Genomic DNA, 17,774 nt, shown 5'->3' on the forward strand with positions numbered 1-17,774 from the left:
CTGAAGCTTCTATTTCGAGCCAGCCCGAGAGGGCGGACGGAGTAGAAGCTTTTTTAAATATAGGAAAAGAATATGATTTTGTTACTTTTATCTCCTATATTTTTGGATAAACACGCCATCTTCACTTAAGCGAAGGACGGCGGAGCTGTTTATTTTAATGAAGAAGATTCGCTAACATCTCTAAACATCTGACAAAATAGTGCCGATAACAAAAGTACAGAACTTTTTGGCGGTGAGTGCGTCTATAGTTTGGACAACATATAATCTGGCTAATGAGGAAAAGGGAGGAATATAGAGAAGCATTATCCAGTACAGTCAGAAGTATCGGTAAATTTGTTAGAGTAGCACATAAAGGAGGAGCATCGTTTTGAAAAAATTATTATCACTCATTGTTGCTTTTGCACTTGTTATCTCTTTGGTGCCAGCTGCTGGTATCGCCCCTAGTGCATCTGCGGCAGGAGTTTACTTCCTATTTCCCAATGAACAAAGTACAGCAGCCAATGCACGTATCGTATCGACTTCTACCATTCAATTGCAAGGTACGATCAACCAGGTAGTCGGCAACTCCATTAGCTATAATGTAAAGCAGGTTACTCTTGACGATAGAGTATTGAATCAAACAGAAGAAATTACGACAGGTATTCAGACGACGGGAGATAATCGAATTACGGTTTCAGGGCTTATTTTGTTCCCTGGCCTGAACAAGATTACTTTTAAGGGGATTTCTGGCGCTTCTACGGTTACAGAATCCATTTATATTGAGTATAGAGACAGCCCGATGCTGTATGATCTAAAAATCAACTTTGAGAACAGAGACTACGATATGCTGGAGAGCGAGCCTACTATGCTTTACTCTACAGCACCTAATATTGTAGATCGCGGTCAGATCGTCATTACTGGTAAAGCGCCAAATGCGCAAAAGGTTACCATTGATATCAATGGGCGCAGCTATGATTTTAATGTATCCACATCATCCAATGACAGCAGATTCAGCACTTCGCAATTAACAATAGATAAAGGCATCAACCGTATTACGTTCAAGGTTTTAAATGGCGGTCAGATTGTTGAAACGACACGCGAGGTTGCTTTTTATAATGGAGAAGTTACCTATTACAACTTGAAAATAACTGATTCACAAACACCGCCCCAAGTTGCTGATTTGGAGCCGAATCTTAACTTCTTAACGCCAAGTGCTGCTGCTGGGCAAATAAAAGTAAGCGGCACGGCTATTATTCCATTGCCGTTGTATGATTTGACGGCTGCAGTACCAGCTGATCGCAACAACACGGTTACAGTATCGAAAGCAGCACTGGCAAAGTTATTAAGTATGGAACTGCAGAAAGGCACGAGCAACTCGGTTTCTTACCCAATTGCTGAAGATGATATTACTTACACGCCGACGAATCCAGATGCGTCGACTAAATTTATTACTGTTAATTTCTCTGTAAGCTTACCAGTGCTAACTTTCGATGAAACGAATCGTATTCGTTTTGTAGGTCCGAATTTGAAGCAGTATTCTTACTCTAACTGGACTTCTTTTATTGTTCGTGACAGCAGCTTGGCTTACATTTATGACATCAACTATTTGTCTGGTTATGATAAATCAATGACTGATTCTCGTATACTTGGCTTGCAAGGAACTGACATTCCTAGCGGCGGTGTAAACGTATATACAATGCCAATGGCGGTGGAAGTGCTTATTGGCAATTACGCCTCACTCGGTACGGACTATACCAAGTTGTTTAAAGTAAACGGAGCATCAGAAACAACAGGTGGCTCATTCAAAACTTTGGGAGCAAATGAAATTGTTTATCGTACCATCAACAACCAGCAAGTGCCTTTCTTGCGGACATTTGTAGAGATTAGCAAGCTTAATCAATCAGGTACAAATTCTATTAAGTTTAAAATTGATCGGACAAGCGGTGTAACAGCGGAAGAAAAAACTATTATTGCCAAGCTGTTGTACGGGCCTTATGTGAAGTTTGATACCTTAGTAAACGGTATGAAAGTAGAATACGACTCGGTTCGCCAGAACGAGATCGTTAACTTGCTTACTAAGCTTGGAAGCTTTAATGGACAAATATTCAACGTTGCAAACGACGATCAAGTTGTGTATGAGAATACATCTACTCCATCAGTCAAGAAGCAATCTGTATTTATGTACATTAATAATGTAGAGATCCCTCTTGCTGAAAACGGCTCACCGACTAAGTTCATGCCTAAAGGGTTGAATCTTAGTGATACAGGCGCAAACTCAGTCGTGACGAAAATTAGTAATATTTTAAACAAAGCGGGCGAGAACACGGTCAAATTCGTATTCCGTACAGATTCAAACGTGTATGAAAACACTTTGAAGTTCTCAATTGTGCCGACAAATCTGCCGGTAGTGCCAGCCCCTAATACAGATGGCGTTTATCCATACACAGCAGGCGGAGCTCGTATTCCGAACGATCCGAACTTCACCAGCCAAGGAGCTGTATACACAACTAAGGAAGCATACTTCAATGTGCACGGAACATTTGATTTTGTAGACCTTGGCGGAGAAGGCCAGTATGTAGATGGCCTCACCAGAATAACAGATAAACAAAATTATAAAGTGGTTATTGATTCACCGAATTGGAAGCAGCCGCTGGAGTGGGATTTGCGTAAAGAATTTACCGCAATGAAGAAGAACGAGGCACTTAGCGTACTCAATCCAAATGAGCTTGTGTCTACTCCGGATGCAAGGGTAGAATTTTTCTACGATGTTGATGATCAATATTTCTATTTTGAAATTATTAATCAAATGATGCCTATTGACGGAAGCCCGCAAGTTTATGTTATTACGGTATTTAATAGCGGAGATGCAGGACCGCGAGCAACTTACCGTCTGGAAGTTAACTCTGTGTCGATTCCTTACAGCATCAAGTCTCCACTTAAAGAGAATATGATAACAAATCAAAACTTTGTTGAGATTATTATTGCATCACCAGGAGCCGATTCTATTACAGTTGGCAAGGAAAAAGCGGAAAAGGTGACGTACATTGAATATGTACAAGGGCTAGAGTCGTATGTAGATGCTTTCCGTGTAGTCTACAAAAATCTAGGACCTAATAAAGATACCAAAATCCCATTCACGATTACACGCGGAAAAGACACGATCAAGCAAGAAATGGTTGTAAGATATGTGCCTACTAATATTCCAGGCGCGCAGATGCTTCAATCAATGGCTTCATCCCATAAAGTGTTTAATAATGCTTTGACGCTGACATTTGATAAAAATACGCAGCTGATTCGTCCGCATTTTAATAATTCTGAAAACCTGGCTGGCCAGGTATCCAGCGGACATGATATTCTATTTGCCATTGCCAATCCGAATGACGGTATTGTCAACCGTCATGAATTTGAGAGCCAGCCGCCAAACTATTCAGCTAATAGTCAAGCAGAAGGCAATCTGCATATCGGCTATCGTTTTCAGGATCAAGCGCGTCAGTTCCTAAAGGCAAGTCCTTTGTTCTGGGTAGATGCTGGTATGGCTGATGACCCTGATACACCAAACAAGCTCGATCCGATTAAGATGGGGATGGATCCGTTCCCTTTCCCTAACCTTGCAGGCAAGCATACAGACAGCTTCGCTAAGCGCTGGAATGAATACGGACGCGAGCTGATTCCTTCAAAGCCGGGTAAATTGACGTTGGAGTATGACAGAAGCATTGTGGACAGTGCGGCGACTACAATTACAGTATTCCGTTTTGATCCTTACGACAGTACTTGGGAGAACATTGGCGGTGTCGTAGACTCGAAAAAGTATACAATTACTGTGCCGTTTACGAAATTTGGTTACTATGTAGCCGTGAAAATGACAAGAGGCTATAACGATATTACTGATCATCCATATGCTCGAGAAGCAATGGAGGCTGTATTTGCCAAGGGCATCATGAACGCTATTGACCCAATCGGGGTATTTGGCGGCGACCGCTATGTGACTCGCGGCGAATTTACACGCATGATCGTTAGAGCGCTTGATCTGCCTCTCAACTACGGTGGAGATAATCACTTCACATACTATCCAGAGACAATAACTAATGCGAATAACAGCAATGCGATTTACGACTATCGTTATATTGAGACCGCAGCTAGAGCTGGTATTGTCCGCGGAACTAGACCAGGCTTCTTTGATGAAGATGTAGAGCTTTCACGCCAAGAGGGTGCAGTTATCATTGCCCGTGCGCTGAAGCTTAAGCTAGAAACAGATTCTACGAAGGCGAAGAATAGACTAAACGGTGTGTTTATGGATTCAGGCAGCTTTGATTTCTATTCGATCCCATCGGTACTGGCTATTCAGAAAAAAGGATTTATTCAAGGTAAGCTAATTGATCCTAATAATCCAAAAGCAGGCTCTGTGTTTGATCCAAAAGCGCGCCTGTTGCGCAGTGATGCAGCGATTATTATTTCTAAAGTAATGTTCGATCTCAAGAAGCTGCCTAAAATTTATAACTAACTAAAAGATGGTCGGAGGCGGACAGCCGCTTCTGACCTTTCTTAAAATATAAGAAAGTATAAGTTTCGTAACCTTATATCTGTTCTTATATTTCATCGGTAAACGCGCCTTTCCAAAGGACGGCGGAGTCGTTTATCCTTGCCTAAACTAAGGTTGTAATTATTTGCAAAGTACTCTAGTACAAGGTATGCTTGTACTAGAGTCTTTAAAGTATAGCTAGTCTACCATTACGTGGAAAATGTGATTCTCATATGGAAAATCTTAAGCATCGACGAAACTGGCAGGCTTGGGCTATAATAGAGCCATAACGGAGTAAGGTTTGTCGATATACATAATTAAAATTGAAGAAAAATTATTTTGTTTTTCGCGCAACTTTTTCCGTGTTCAAACGTCTTAACATATGTAAGTTGGAACAAGTGAGCTATCAGGAGTAAGAAAGTAAACTTTTTGTGAAGAAATGGAATGAATTCACAACTTACTCTTTACGGTAGCAGATACCCATTGTATAATGTTGTAGTGATGCAGGTATTTTGCGTCTATTTCTATCTCTAATCTTAAGAGTTTATAAGTGAACCAGTACATACACTCTTAACTGTTTAAAACTACTTCCTTTAACGGGATGGTAGTCCTTCTTCTTGTTTACAAGTTTCTACGACATGGCTTACATAGGGTTTAACATGCGTAGACATTATTTATACAAATTCATGCTCTACTCTGGGAAGGGGGTGAATCGGCTATGAGGGAAACGAGCAATTTAATTTCCAAACAAAACTCTCAACAACCGAAGCAATTTAGAGGAGGAGAAAAAAAGGTTATGAAGAAAAGTTTATCCTTATTAGTTGCGATTGCAATGGTATTTTCCATGTTCGCAGCTGTCGCTTCCGCAGCGGAAGAGACAAAACTAACAACTGAACAAAAATATGAAGAGCTTGTGAAAGCAGGTCTTTTCGAAGGTTATGACGATGGTGAAGCTCACCTTGACAGAGATATGACTCGCGCACAAGCTTCCAAAATCGTAGCTCTACTAACTGGCTACAGCGAAGGCGTTGAAGTTAAAGACGCTGGCTACACTGACCTAGTAGGTGCTGGTTGGGCAACTGACTACATCAACTACGCTACTCAAGTTGGTATCCTTGAAGGTAAAGGCAATAATAAATTCGATCCAAGTGCAAAAGTAACTGTTCAACAATTGGCTACTATCGCTGTTAAGCTTGCTAAGCATGCTGACGTGACTGTACCAGCTGGCGAAGAAGTAGAAGGTAAAGTAGACGCTTGGGCTGCTGAAGCAGTTGCTTCCGCAATCGCTGCTGGTCTTCTTGCTAAGCAAGACGACTACACAGTTAATGCTAACCGTGGTTTACTTGTAGAGGTTGTATTCTCTGCAAAAGAAATTCTTGCTCAAGCTGGCGCTCTAGCTATTGCTAAAGTTGAGCAAACTGATGCTCGTGAAATCACAGTTTCCTTTAACAAAGAAGTTTCTGCTGAAGCAAAAGCAGAAATTAAAGAAATTTCTGTTAAAAAAGGTGCAGTAAGCTATACTGTAACTTCCAAATGGGCAGAAGATAACAAATCTGTTGTATTGTCTTCTAACTTCTTGCCAGCTGGCGAGTACGAGGTTACATTAACTGGTTTTGATGCTAAGAAAGTTGTTATTGCAGATGCTATAGCTACTAAAATCGATATTACAAGATCTTCACTTCAAGTTAAAGTGGCCGATCAGGATCTAGCTGTTAAAGTTCTTAACCAATTTGGTAAAGAAATGAAAAATGTGAATTTAAACATTACAGCTTTCAATGCTACTCGCCATGGTGCGTTGGGCGTTTCTAACGGAAAGGTTAACCTTTCTAACGAAGCTCATGGTCACATTGGTGACACAGTTCTAGTTACTGCTTCTAACAATGCAGGTCTTGTTACAACTAAAACTTACACACTAGTTGCTGGTAGTGCTGCGACTGTAATCAAAATTGGTGAAGTTACACCGTTGAAAGACAAGACACATATCACTTCTGGTGATAAAGGTATTGTGTTGCCAGTTCAATTGGTTGATCAGTATGGAAACGACATTAAATTCAAAAACACAAATGGTAAGCAAACACTAGCTGCTAATGTTAGCAACTTTACTATCGATGAAATTTTGTTTACAGTAAATACTTTGGGAGTAATTGCTGCTTACAATGTGGATAAAGATGGTGTTCTAACACTTGACATTGCTGCTAATAAGTCTGGCACAGTTATTATTAGTGTAATTAATCCAGCGACTACTGCAAATGCATCTGTAACATTTACAGTTGAAGCTCCTGCAAAAGTTAAATCACTTGAGTTTGTAACTCCAGGAAGTGTTATTGTTGCTGGTGAAGACACTGTTTTCCAATTGAATGCAGTTGACCAGTTCGGCAAACAAATTGCATCTAAAGACATTGCACTGTCTGAAACTACTGGTGATGGAAAAGTTCAATTGAATGTTTTCCCTAACCCAACTTATAGCTACATCAATGCTAAAGGTGAACTTGTAGTTAAGTTCGCTGGTGAAGGAACTGCAAATATCTCTGCTTTCGTAGATGGTTTGCAAGTTGGTTCAGTTCTAGGTCTACAAGTACAAAAAGCTGCAAAAGATGTTAAAATTAATGGCATTAAGGATGTTCAAACAACAATTCTTGATGGTCAATCAGTAGCATTTGGCGCAAAAAATATTACTAAAATTGATGATTACAACCGTGTGAAAGACCTTGGTTCTTCTGCTTTTACTGTGACTCCAGAAGATACTAATGTGGTAACTTACTCTGGTGGAAAATTAGTATCGGAAGCTGCAGGATCAACAGTTGTAACTGTTAAGTTGGATGGCGTTGATGATTCCGAGTACAAATTTACAGTAACTGTTGTAAATGAAGATGATATTGCTGGTTACTCAATTAAGAAGATTGGTACAATTTATGCAGGTACAGATGCTGCAACAAACCACACTGTAGATGTTGAGCTAGTTGGTAAATTGTCTGGTGGTACAGAAGTTGCGATTGACCCTACTTCTTACCTAATGGCAACATCCACTAATACTGATATTATTGATGTTGTTGGTGGCAAAGCTATTGTTGGTGTTAAAGCTGGTACTTCTGTAATTAAAGTATTTGCTGCAAACGGAAAATTGCTTGCTGAGCAGGAAGTGACTGCTTCTGAAGCTAAGCCAGTAGTAACCAAAGTTTCTTTCGATAAATCAAGCGCTGACTTGAAATTGACAGGCACTAATACTGCTGAACTAACAGTATCTGTAAAAGATCAATATGGTAAAACTATTACAGATCTAAACGGCAAAGTAGTATCCTCTAATGAAGAAGTGGTTTCTGTTGGTACACTTGGAACCGATGGAAAAGTTACTATTACAGGTGAAAAAGTAGGAACAGCTAATGTACAATACATTGCTGGTAATGGCACTACTGCAACTGTAGCTGTAGCAGTAAATCCTTAAGAGTTAATATTTATTTGAAGGAGACGAGTAGGGGGATTTCCCCTGCTCGTTTTTTTCTTTTGTTTGTTAAATATAAAATATATAGAAACAAATCTTGCCTAGTGTACGTCTATAATAGTAGTTATGTAATAGGAGGATGGAAATGAAATCTAAATTAGTGAAAGCGGGAATTGTAGTAGCGACAAGTGCTTTATTACTTCAGCCAGGAATAATATTACAAGGACAGAGTATTGTACACGCAAATAGTATTAGCGTTAGTAAACAAGTAATTAATCTTAATAGTTCTAGCACAATTTCTTTACAAAATGCCCAGCTATTAACGCAAGATCAAGGTAGAGTCATAGCCTACTCGTTTGTAATAACGAATAACGGAAACAAAGAACTATCCTTATCTGACTTTTGGGTACGGTTAAGCTCTAACTCGAATAAGTCTTTCTCAACTAAAATATCTGAACAGGATAAAAATATTAAAGCAGTTGCACCGAAAACAAGTAAAATCATTACATATTATTCATTCGTTGATGAGAAAGCTAAGTTATCTGATTTTAAATTTGAGATCATTCAATGGGATTTTAGTGTTGCTAGTTATGAGAGAAAACTGGGGACAATCTCTTACTCTAAAGAACCAACTGCTGATTCTAGTAATGCTAATATTCGTTTTGGTAATGTGAATCTGTCTACATCGGCAGTGCAATATTCACTGACTCAAGATAGTAATAATGCATATCTTCAAATTAATTATAAGATGGACAATAAAGGGAACAATGTTGCAGATTTAAGTAATTTGAGTTTATTTCTTCAAACAGATACTAATTCGGTCTATCCAATCGATATGACTCAATTTACAGGTCAAGTTCTACAAGCCAAACAACAAAAGCTTTTTACTTTTTATGTAACGATTCCGAAATCGCTTGTTGGAAAGTCTGTAAATTTAGTATCTGCGATTAAAGAACCTTCATCTGGGTTGTTTTTGCCAACAGCCTCGTTTAAGATTCCTGCGATTAAGGATACTACTCTAACTCAAGCCTCTAAAACAAAAGTGGTTTATATGGCTGGAGAAAAAATCAATACCTTTTTGGATGCTGCAAGTATTGAACGTGAAGGAAATGAAAGTAAAATTTCATTTAGTTATGCGGTTAGGAATGTAGGGAAAGTTGCAGTAGATTATCCAAATTTATTATTTTCTCTGCAAACTGAAAATGGAGTTATGTATCCACTGAGTGTTAATAAAACAGATTCAGAAAAAACTAAGTTGCTTCCCCAATTAAGAGAAGTGGTTAATATTTCTGGCTCAATTCCATCAAGTATTGACGTTAGTAAGGCTAAACTTGTAGTGAGAGCCGGACTGGCCGAGAAATCAGAAGGATACGTATTAGGAGCGTATTTATTTAAGACTAGCCAACAAGCTGGTGCCATAGGAAGTTCGTTTAAATATGGCGATTACTCTATTAAACTGAACAGTATTCAACGTATGGCTACTACGGGGGATGACTTCTTAGTTGCTGATTTTGAAATAACTAACTCTGCAGGAATTAGCAAGAGTGTACCTAATCTTGAAGGATACTTTATGATTAATGGAGTAAAACTTAACGCAGAATCAAGAAAATTAAATCTAGATGAGCAAGTATCGATAGCACCAAAAGGAACGTATGATTTTGCAGTATATTCGGAAATCCCTTATACTTCGAAAATCGATAATATTACATTCGTATTAACTGAGAAGATTTCTGGAAGTGACACTTCGAAAGTAATTTATAGGTACACAGGTAACTCAACAAGTGAAATTCAATCAGTCGCGAAAAATTTCGAATATATTATTGATAATACTGGACGTAAGGCAGAAGCCAAGCTTATACGCTCCCAGATTTATAACGGTGAAAAAGAAAACTATTTTTATTCCGAATTCGAACTGAAAAATAAGGAAGCAAGGTCTTCGGTCCCAACAAATTTAAATGGTTATTTGAAAGATGATAAAGGTTTAGTAATACCTGTGTCCTTCACTCAAATCAATCAAAAGATTGACCCAGATGGTAAGGTGTTAATTTCTGCTTGGGCAAAAGTAAAAAAAGATTTTGAAGGATCTAGATTCGAGTTTGTCATCGGCCAAAATATAGTTGAATCTAGTGATAGCGAAGCTCAAAAGAACTCAATTATCATTAAACCAGTAAAATACCAACTTACTAATAGTGATAATACCAGTGTTCAAGAGGGTTTTAAAAATATTAAGTTTGCAGGGTATGATTTAACTTTAGATCGAGTACAAGCAATGCTTGATGTAAGTGGATTATATACCGTGAATGGTTTGAAGTTAAACTTTGATTATACCTTGTCAAAAGACGCGTCATATGACTATATTGCTGGAAATCACAATATTATGTTTGAATTTGTAAACCAAAGCAATGATAAAACCACATATACAAAACAATTTTCTCTTGGAAAACCGAAAGAAGGAGAAAAGGAATTTGCAGAAGCTATTAATAGATCTTTTAGTTTCGTAATGGAAGATTCTGAAATTCAAACTAAACTTAACGGTTATGATAATTATGTGCTTAACATCTACGATGTTTTTGAGGATGCAAAAATACTAGTTGCTACAAAAGAACTAAAATGGTTCCAGATTGATTAGTCTCTAGCCTATCATCTTCAAATCTAGTATCCTATTCAATAGGATACTAGACAGGAGGAGTTGTAAGAAGTGAATATGAAAGCTTTAAAGGTGACGAGCGCGGCGGTACTTATCGCGGCTGGAGTTGGAGTCGGAATGATAATGGCAAAGCCGTTGGTGGCCAATTCCAATGCGATTACGCCAGGTACGATAGAAGATCCGGTGGTCACGAAGAGCTATGTCGATGAGCAAATCGCTAAACTGGCAGCCGGAGGCTCCTCAAGCGGCAACCAAGGCGGCTCAAATGGCGGCAGTGCGGTTAGCGATGCAATCGAGATCGTAGAGCTTCCGGTTGGCAAGACATTGATGGCTGATGCAGGTACGGAAGCGGTTGTACGCGTTGGTAAGGCGATTGCGTTCAGCTCGGATACGAATGGCATATCAGATCTAACTGGCGGTGTGGATATAAAGAAGGGTAAAGAAGTGCCGACTAATCATCTAATATGGTTCCCTCGTGAAGGCAGAGGTATTCAAGGTGCCGCTGATGAGAAACGGCCGCTTACGATTATGGTTAAAGGCAGTTATACAATTAAATAATGCAGCTTTAGAGTATCAATTTAAAGATGTCCAATTTCGATCTATACATGTATAATTTGGTCGGTTTGACAGAAGATTATACGCTTTAGAATGGAGCCATTGACACACACTACTGGTGTAATTTAATATACGTCGGAGGTGTTTGTTAATGGCTCGTTCTAATAAGATTGTTATTCCGGAAGCTCGCGCATCGCTAAATCAAATGAAGTATGAAATCGCTCAGGAATTTGGCTTGATGCCAGCTGAAGCAGCACCAGGCTCAGCGGATACAGAGTTTGCAGGAGAGCTAGGCGCTATTTCGGGCGCACCAAAAGTGCCGCAATGGTCTAGTATGACAACCAGACAGACTGGCTCAATCGGCGGTGAAATGACGCGCAGATTGGTGCAGCAGGCTGAGCAATTGGGTTTCCGTTTATAAGCAAGTTCAGGGATACATGCATATAGATACAAATTTCCGCATTTTTCTAACCGGGAAAGTATGTATTTCATTGACACTAAGCTACATTTTCGTTATCATACTGTTTTAGAAGAGTTGTCTAACAACCTTTTCCTATATGGAAAAGGTTAATTTTTTTTGTAGGATCGTTGGACTTGTCTATTATCTTTATTTAGGTTGTAGGAGGTTGATACGGATGTCAGTTAAAGGACGCCACTTGTTTACATCGGAATCAGTTACAGAAGGTCATCCCGACAAAATTTGTGACCAAATCTCAGACGCGGTTTTGGATGCATTTCTAGAAGCTGATCCTAATGCTCGCGTAGCTTGTGAAGTATCTGTTGCTACAGGGCTTGTGCTTGTTATTGGCGAGATCAGCAGCCGTGCTGATTTTATTGATATTTCAGCTATTGCTCGCCGCACGATTAAGGAAATTGGCTATACACGCGCAAAATATGGTTTTGATTCCAGCACTTGCGCAGTTTTGACTTCTCTAAACGAGCAATCGGCAGATATCGCTCAAGGTGTTAACGCAGCTCTTGAGTCGCGTGAAGGCAAGGATATGAAGCAAGAGAATGAAGATATCGGGGCAGGCGACCAAGGTTTAATGTTTGGTTTCGCTACAAACGAGACTCCTGAGTTTATGCCGCTTCCAATCGCTCTTTCTCATCGCATTGCTCGCCGTTTGTCTGAAGTGCGTAAAGATGACACGCTTGGCTATTTGCGTCCAGATGGCAAGACACAAGTTACAATTGAGTATGTAGACGGCCGTCCCGTTCGTGTCGACACCATTGTAGTTTCCACTCAGCATGCAGAAGAGGTAACTTTGGAGCAAATTCAAAGCGATATTATGGAGCATGTTATTAAGCCAGTTGTTCCTGAAGAATGGCTTGATGCTGAAACTAAATATTTTATTAATCCAACAGGCCGTTTTGTAATCGGCGGACCGCAAGGTGACGCTGGTCTTACAGGCCGCAAAATTATCGTCGACACATACGGCGGCTACGCGCGTCATGGCGGCGGCGCATTCTCCGGCAAGGATCCAACTAAGGTTGACCGTTCTGCGGCTTATGCGGCACGCTACGTGGCTAAAAACATCGTTGCAGCTGGGCTTGCTGATAAATGCGAAATCCAGTTAGCTTATGCTATCGGTGTTGCGAAGCCGGTGTCCATCAATGTGGATACTTACGGAACAGGAAAAGTGACAGATGAGAAGCTAGTCGAGCTAATTACCAATAACTTCGACTTGCGTCCAGCGGGCATTATTAAGTCCTTGGATCTTCGTCGTCCGATCTATGCGAAAACAGCTGCATATGGTCATTTTGGCCGTACTGATATTGATTTGCCGTGGGAGCGTTTGGATAAGGTAGAAGTGCTTCAACAGCAAGCTGGCCTTTAATCCTTAGACCTTACCACAAATAGCAACCTTTCATACTTGAATAGCGTCACTTCCTTTATCCATGCATGTTGATGAAGGAGGTGGCGTTTTTTTGTATACGATTATAACGAACATTAGAAACGGATTGATAAGAAGACTACACTTTTGCGTCTAAATAACCGAAATAAAAAGTACGAGTGTATTTTTACGAGGAGTGTGTATTTATGAAATGGAAGAACAAGCTGTCGCTGTTCGTGGCGGTTATGATGGTATTGTCCTTCATCATGACAGGCTGGGGCGGAAGGCAGGAAACGGCGAGCGCTGCCAGCAGCGGCCCTGTCGTTATGAGTCAATTTCCCGCTAACGGATCGACGAATGTGAGTCGCAAAACATCATCGCCTATGACGATTTTATTTGATGAGCCCGTAAGAATTGGCCAAAGCAATGCGAAAATTACGATACATTTGGATAGCAATAACAGCATTGTAAATACGATTAATGCCAGCAGTGTACGTATATCTTCCGATGGCAAGGAAGTTACTTTTTATCGTACTGTCCAGCTCGATTTAAATACTACATACTACGTGCAAATAGAAGCAGGCGCTTTTCAAAATATAAGCAATGGCAGTCCCTTTATCGGAATTGGCCAGCCTGCACAATGGCGCTTTACAACATCTGACTCCGACGATACAGCAAGACCAGTCATTACGGGTGTCTCACCTGTGCATCAATCTGCGAATGTGCCCGTTATGACCAGCCTCATTGTTGATTTTGACAAAACGGTTTACAGCAACGGCGGTGAAATTGAGCTTGAAGGCGCGGGTGATGTCCGCAAAATTTCCATTACTTCAACAGAGGTTATTGGAAGTGGTTCCTCAAGAATCATAATAACGCCAAAGGATGCACTACGTCCTAATACGCAATATACAGTTAAACTTCCGGCTGCTCTTTTTAGAGATGGTAACGGTAATTTATCGGATTATCGCACATGGAATTTTAAAACGGAAGCATCGCCGGTTAATTTGCAGGCAACAGATGCATTATTTCCAAGCAACAATGCTTTTCAAGTACCAAGCAATACATCCTTTGTAATGAGATTTGATAAAAATGTCGTGGCGCAGCCGAATAAAAATATTGATATTATTCCGGTGAGTACAGGCACTCGTTTGAGTATTCCAGCAAACAGCTCACAGGTTACAATCGTAAATAATGAAGTAACCATCAGACCGAGTAGTAGATTAACGGCAAATGTCAGCTATTACATCGTTGTAGAGCCTGGGGCATTTAGCGAAAGAGGAGCTTCCAGCGATCGCATATTCTCGGGGATTACATCTACGATGGATTGGAGATTCACCACAGCACCTGATGATAATAACCCTCCAACCATCTCGCAAAGAACGCCTACAGGCAGTGGGGCAGGGGTAAATACGCCGCTTGTTATTACTTTTAATGAGCCTGTATTTCCTGGCGATTGGAATGGCAAACTAGAGGTGCGTCAAGTAACTGGCGATAAGCTGCTGCGTGAAATTCCGGCTACCTCATCGCGTATTTCAGGCTGGGGAACGAATACGATTACGGTTAATGTAACAGGGGCAATCTCAGGCGAGGCTTCAGCTCCTTATTTGAACAATACCCAATACTATGTGAAAATTTCCAATACAGCGATTCGAGATGCGGCGGGTAATGCTTTCAGAGGAATTACGAATACGACAGAATGGCGCTTTAGCGTTACAACAGTTACTGAAGGCCCTTATCTGGTTGGCATGACGCCAGAGGATGGTGCTAATCCTGTAGCCGTCGATGAAACCTTTACGGCGATATTTAACAAGCCTGTTAAAGTATCCTCGATCCCTAGAATTTGGTTTAATCAGAAGGATGGTTCTGTTACCCCGATTTCGGCCTCTGACATTATGGTCGATTCTAAGGACAGCAAAGCAATTACGTTTAAGCCTAGTGTTAATTTAACAGCTAACAGAGATTATTATATTACTATCGCGGATGATGCAATATCTGATTTAGTCGACAATTATTTTGTGGGCATCGACAATACGAATCGTTGGACCTTCAAAACGGTCGGAGGAGATACAACTCCGCCAGCTATATCTTCAAGTGAAGCGAGCGGATCGATCATTCGCTTAATTTATAACGAGCCGTTGAATGCCAAAATCAAAACCTCCCCTGCGAGCTATGCTGTAAAGGTAGCTGGCATTGACCGCCAGGTGACGAAGGTTGACACAGCAGGAAACATGGTAACGTTAACGATATCCGGTACAATTGGCAGCAATCATCAAGTGAAGGTGTCTTATACAAGGCCGGCGACCAACCCTGTTCAGGATTTGTCCGGTAATTTCGCTCTGAGCTTTGATAATTTAGAGGTCAAAAATGGCTTGAGCAGCTCTGCACCCGCGTTATCTAGCGGCAGTGCATCCGGTAATACGGTTATCCTTAATTTTAACCAGCCATTGTCGAGTGTTAACAGCTATGCAAGTTCCCAGTTTACCGTTTATGTAAATGGCACGAGCTACGTACCATCATCCCTTTCGGTCAGCGGCAGCTCAGTCATTCTTTACATTAACACTTCAATTGCAAGCGGCAGCACGGTTCGAGTATCCTACACACCGGGCAGCTACCCGCTTACTGGTCAAAATGGTCTTAGAGTGGGTTCCATCAGCAGTTATACTATCTCGCAGTCATCAACAGGAGGTAATTATCAGTATCCTCCAGCATTGCAGTATATTACAGCATCTGGCACGTCAGTCATTCTTAAATATAACAAAACATTAAATCCGAACACGGTACCAACTGCATCGCAATATAGTGTACTGGTCAATAGTGCAGCAAGATCGATTCAATCGGTCAGCATATCAGGCGACTCTGTATATTTGACGCTTACGTCCGGCATTCAAGCGAATCAAACGGTATCAGTGACTTATGTTGGATCAACCAGTTTCGTAAATGATTATTACGGTTATTTCGCCCCTTCCTTCAGTAATATTTTGGCTAACCAAGGCAGCTCGGGCGGAAGCGGTTTGCCTGCTTCTATGCAAAGCGCAATAATTAAAGGTTCTATCGTTACGTTAAGCTTTACTGAACCGCTGCAGTATAACAATTCCTTACCAACGAGCATGTTCATGGTTCGTGTCAATGATTCAGTTAGATTGGTAAATAACGTTAATATCAGCGGCAATTCTATCATATTAACGCTAACCTCGCCGGCTCAAGTAGGGGAGCGAGTCGTGGTCTACTATACTCAGTCGGATAACGGTTTGAAGACAGCGAACGGCGTTTTGGTAAGCAGCTTCAATAATGTCAATGTAGTAAACCAAACGACGTTGATCGACACGCTTACAGGTGATTATGAGGTTGTAGAGACGAATGCGATTTTGCTGAAAACATCAACCGCTACAACAAGCTCTTCGGTATCGCCAGCTGGAACGAGTGCAAGCAAGTATAAAATAAACAATGAAAACTTCATTACAGCGGTTACGACTTCACACAATGCGGGAATAAGCAATCCGCGAATTGTTTTCCGAGTACCTTCGACCGAGAGGGCAGGGGTCGTGTCGATTCCGGTTATTGCATTGGAAATGTCGCAAAAAATTAGCGGCAATGTGACTTGGATTGTCCAACATGGCGATGCTAGTTATGAATTGCCGTTGAAAGGGTTGAATTTCGCAGAGTTGTCGCGCTACAACAATGGAAGCGGCATTTCTAATGAAGTGGTGATTTCGATTGACGAAGGAACATCTACGTTTACGTCTGATCTGACTAGAGCAATAAGCAATTCAAAAGCAACGATGATTGCAGGTCCGGTATACTATGAGGTTGCAGTGATGAATGGAAGCAGCCGCAAGGAGATTACAAGCTTTGGAAGCTATGTGACAAGAACGATAAGCACTTCATCGTCTGTTAACTATAGTCAGACTGCTGCCGTATGGGTAGATCCTGTAACAGGGCTGCTTACGTATGTTCCGACTTTGTTCAAGCAAGATGGCAATAGGACAATCGCTGTCTTCAAACGCCAAGGAAACAGCGCTTATGCGCTAGTGCGCAATACAGCTACCTTTACAGATATCGCCAAACACTGGTCTGCTGAAGACGTACTTATGATGTCACGCAAATTTATTGTTGAAGGCTACAGTGCAACAAAATTCGAGCCGCAAAAGCAAATAACGCGCGGTGAGTTTGCAACTTATGTTGCCAAGGGCTTAGGACTTGAAGGAGATCGTACAGCAGCCGCCAAGTTTAAGGATGTCAATGCCAATACGGTAATGGGCGCTTATATCGGAGCTGCTGCCAAAGCAGGCATCGTTAACGGCAAGACGACAACAACCTTCAAACCGAATGATCCGATCAAGCGCGAGGAAATGGCGGCCATGATGATGCGGGCTGCTAAGGTGGCAGGCATAACAGATAAGCTCCCGCAATCTGTAGATACGTATTTGTCTGTCTATTCCGATCGCAGCAAAATCAGTGCCTATGCCAAAACAGATATGGCCAATGCGATTTATTTAGGCATTATTAACGGCAAAACAAAAACGACGCTTAGCCCGCAGACGAATGCGACTCGTGCAGAAGGCACAGTCATGATCCGCCGTTTGCTGGAAAAAGCAGAATTTTTAACTCCATAAAAGAGCATGATGACGAAGACATCCTATCGTTAAAAATTTTTAATGATTGCTAGCGCAAATTGCGAAAAGTCGTCAGGTATAGTATGAAAGCTATATTTGGCGGCTTTTTTGCAAGCTTCTCAGCACCTATATCATAGTAAAAAGGTAGCTAAAATATGAAACTGCCAAAATTTTGCTAGCTTGTTTG

Annotated in this window: 7 protein-coding genes; all 7 read left to right on the forward strand. The window is 40.9% G+C overall.

Annotation, left to right across the window (positions count from 1 at the left end; translation table 11 throughout):
• The first annotated feature begins 367 nt into the window (after nucleotides 1-367).
• The 7 genes from ACRRU2_RS20950 to ACRRU2_RS20980 all read left to right on the forward strand — a co-directional run bounded on the left by ACRRU2_RS20950 (nucleotide 368) and on the right by ACRRU2_RS20980 (nucleotide 17,587).
• On the forward strand, nucleotides 368-4,480 hold the full coding sequence (locus ACRRU2_RS20950; protein ID WP_432504721.1) for an S-layer homology domain-containing protein: 4,113 nt from the start codon (nucleotides 368-370) through the stop codon (nucleotides 4,478-4,480).
• Nucleotides 4,481-5,216: 736 nt separating this feature from the next.
• Nucleotides 5,217-7,940: an S-layer homology domain-containing protein gene (locus tag ACRRU2_RS20955; protein WP_432504723.1), complete on the forward strand. Its 2,724-nt coding sequence runs from the start codon at nucleotides 5,217-5,219 to the stop codon at nucleotides 7,938-7,940.
• Between the two features lie 142 nt (nucleotides 7,941-8,082).
• Complete coding sequence (locus ACRRU2_RS20960) at nucleotides 8,083-10,566, forward strand: hypothetical protein (protein WP_432504726.1); 2,484 nt, start codon at nucleotides 8,083-8,085, stop codon at nucleotides 10,564-10,566.
• A gap of 75 nt (nucleotides 10,567-10,641) precedes the next feature.
• On the forward strand, nucleotides 10,642-11,142 hold the full coding sequence (locus ACRRU2_RS20965; protein WP_432504742.1) for a hypothetical protein: 501 nt from the start codon (nucleotides 10,642-10,644) through the stop codon (nucleotides 11,140-11,142).
• Between the two features lie 148 nt (nucleotides 11,143-11,290).
• Complete coding sequence (locus ACRRU2_RS20970; protein ID WP_432504728.1) at nucleotides 11,291-11,560, forward strand: small, acid-soluble spore protein, alpha/beta type; 270 nt, start codon at nucleotides 11,291-11,293, stop codon at nucleotides 11,558-11,560.
• Between the two features lie 214 nt (nucleotides 11,561-11,774).
• A complete protein-coding gene (gene metK / locus ACRRU2_RS20975) occupies nucleotides 11,775-12,977 on the forward strand; it encodes a methionine adenosyltransferase (RefSeq protein ID WP_331697719.1) in 1,203 nt (400 codons plus the stop codon).
• 203 nt (nucleotides 12,978-13,180) lie between these two features.
• A complete protein-coding gene (locus tag ACRRU2_RS20980) occupies nucleotides 13,181-17,587 on the forward strand; it encodes an Ig-like domain-containing protein (RefSeq protein ID WP_432504731.1) in 4,407 nt (1,468 codons plus the stop codon).
• Nucleotides 17,588-17,774: the final 187 nt, after the last annotated feature.

This window comes from Paenibacillus sp. GXUN7292 (assembly GCF_050864975.1).
Lineage (GTDB): Bacteria > Bacillota > Bacilli > Paenibacillales > Paenibacillaceae > Pristimantibacillus.

What these genes read in the sequence shown, in the direction of transcription:
- ACRRU2_RS20955 (WP_432504723.1), top strand. Translation starts at nt 5,217, where the DNA reads ATGAGGGAAACGAGCAATTTAATTTCCAAACAAAACTCTCAACAACCG.
- metK (WP_331697719.1), top strand. Translation starts at nt 11,775, where the DNA reads ATGTCAGTTAAAGGACGCCACTTGTTTACATCGGAATCAGTTACAGAA.
- ACRRU2_RS20970 (WP_432504728.1), top strand. Translation starts at nt 11,291, where the DNA reads ATGGCTCGTTCTAATAAGATTGTTATTCCGGAAGCTCGCGCATCGCTA.
- ACRRU2_RS20960 (WP_432504726.1), top strand. Translation starts at nt 8,083, where the DNA reads ATGAAATCTAAATTAGTGAAAGCGGGAATTGTAGTAGCGACAAGTGCT.
- ACRRU2_RS20980 (WP_432504731.1), top strand. Translation starts at nt 13,181, where the DNA reads ATGAAATGGAAGAACAAGCTGTCGCTGTTCGTGGCGGTTATGATGGTA.
- ACRRU2_RS20965 (WP_432504742.1), top strand. Translation starts at nt 10,642, where the DNA reads ATGAAAGCTTTAAAGGTGACGAGCGCGGCGGTACTTATCGCGGCTGGA.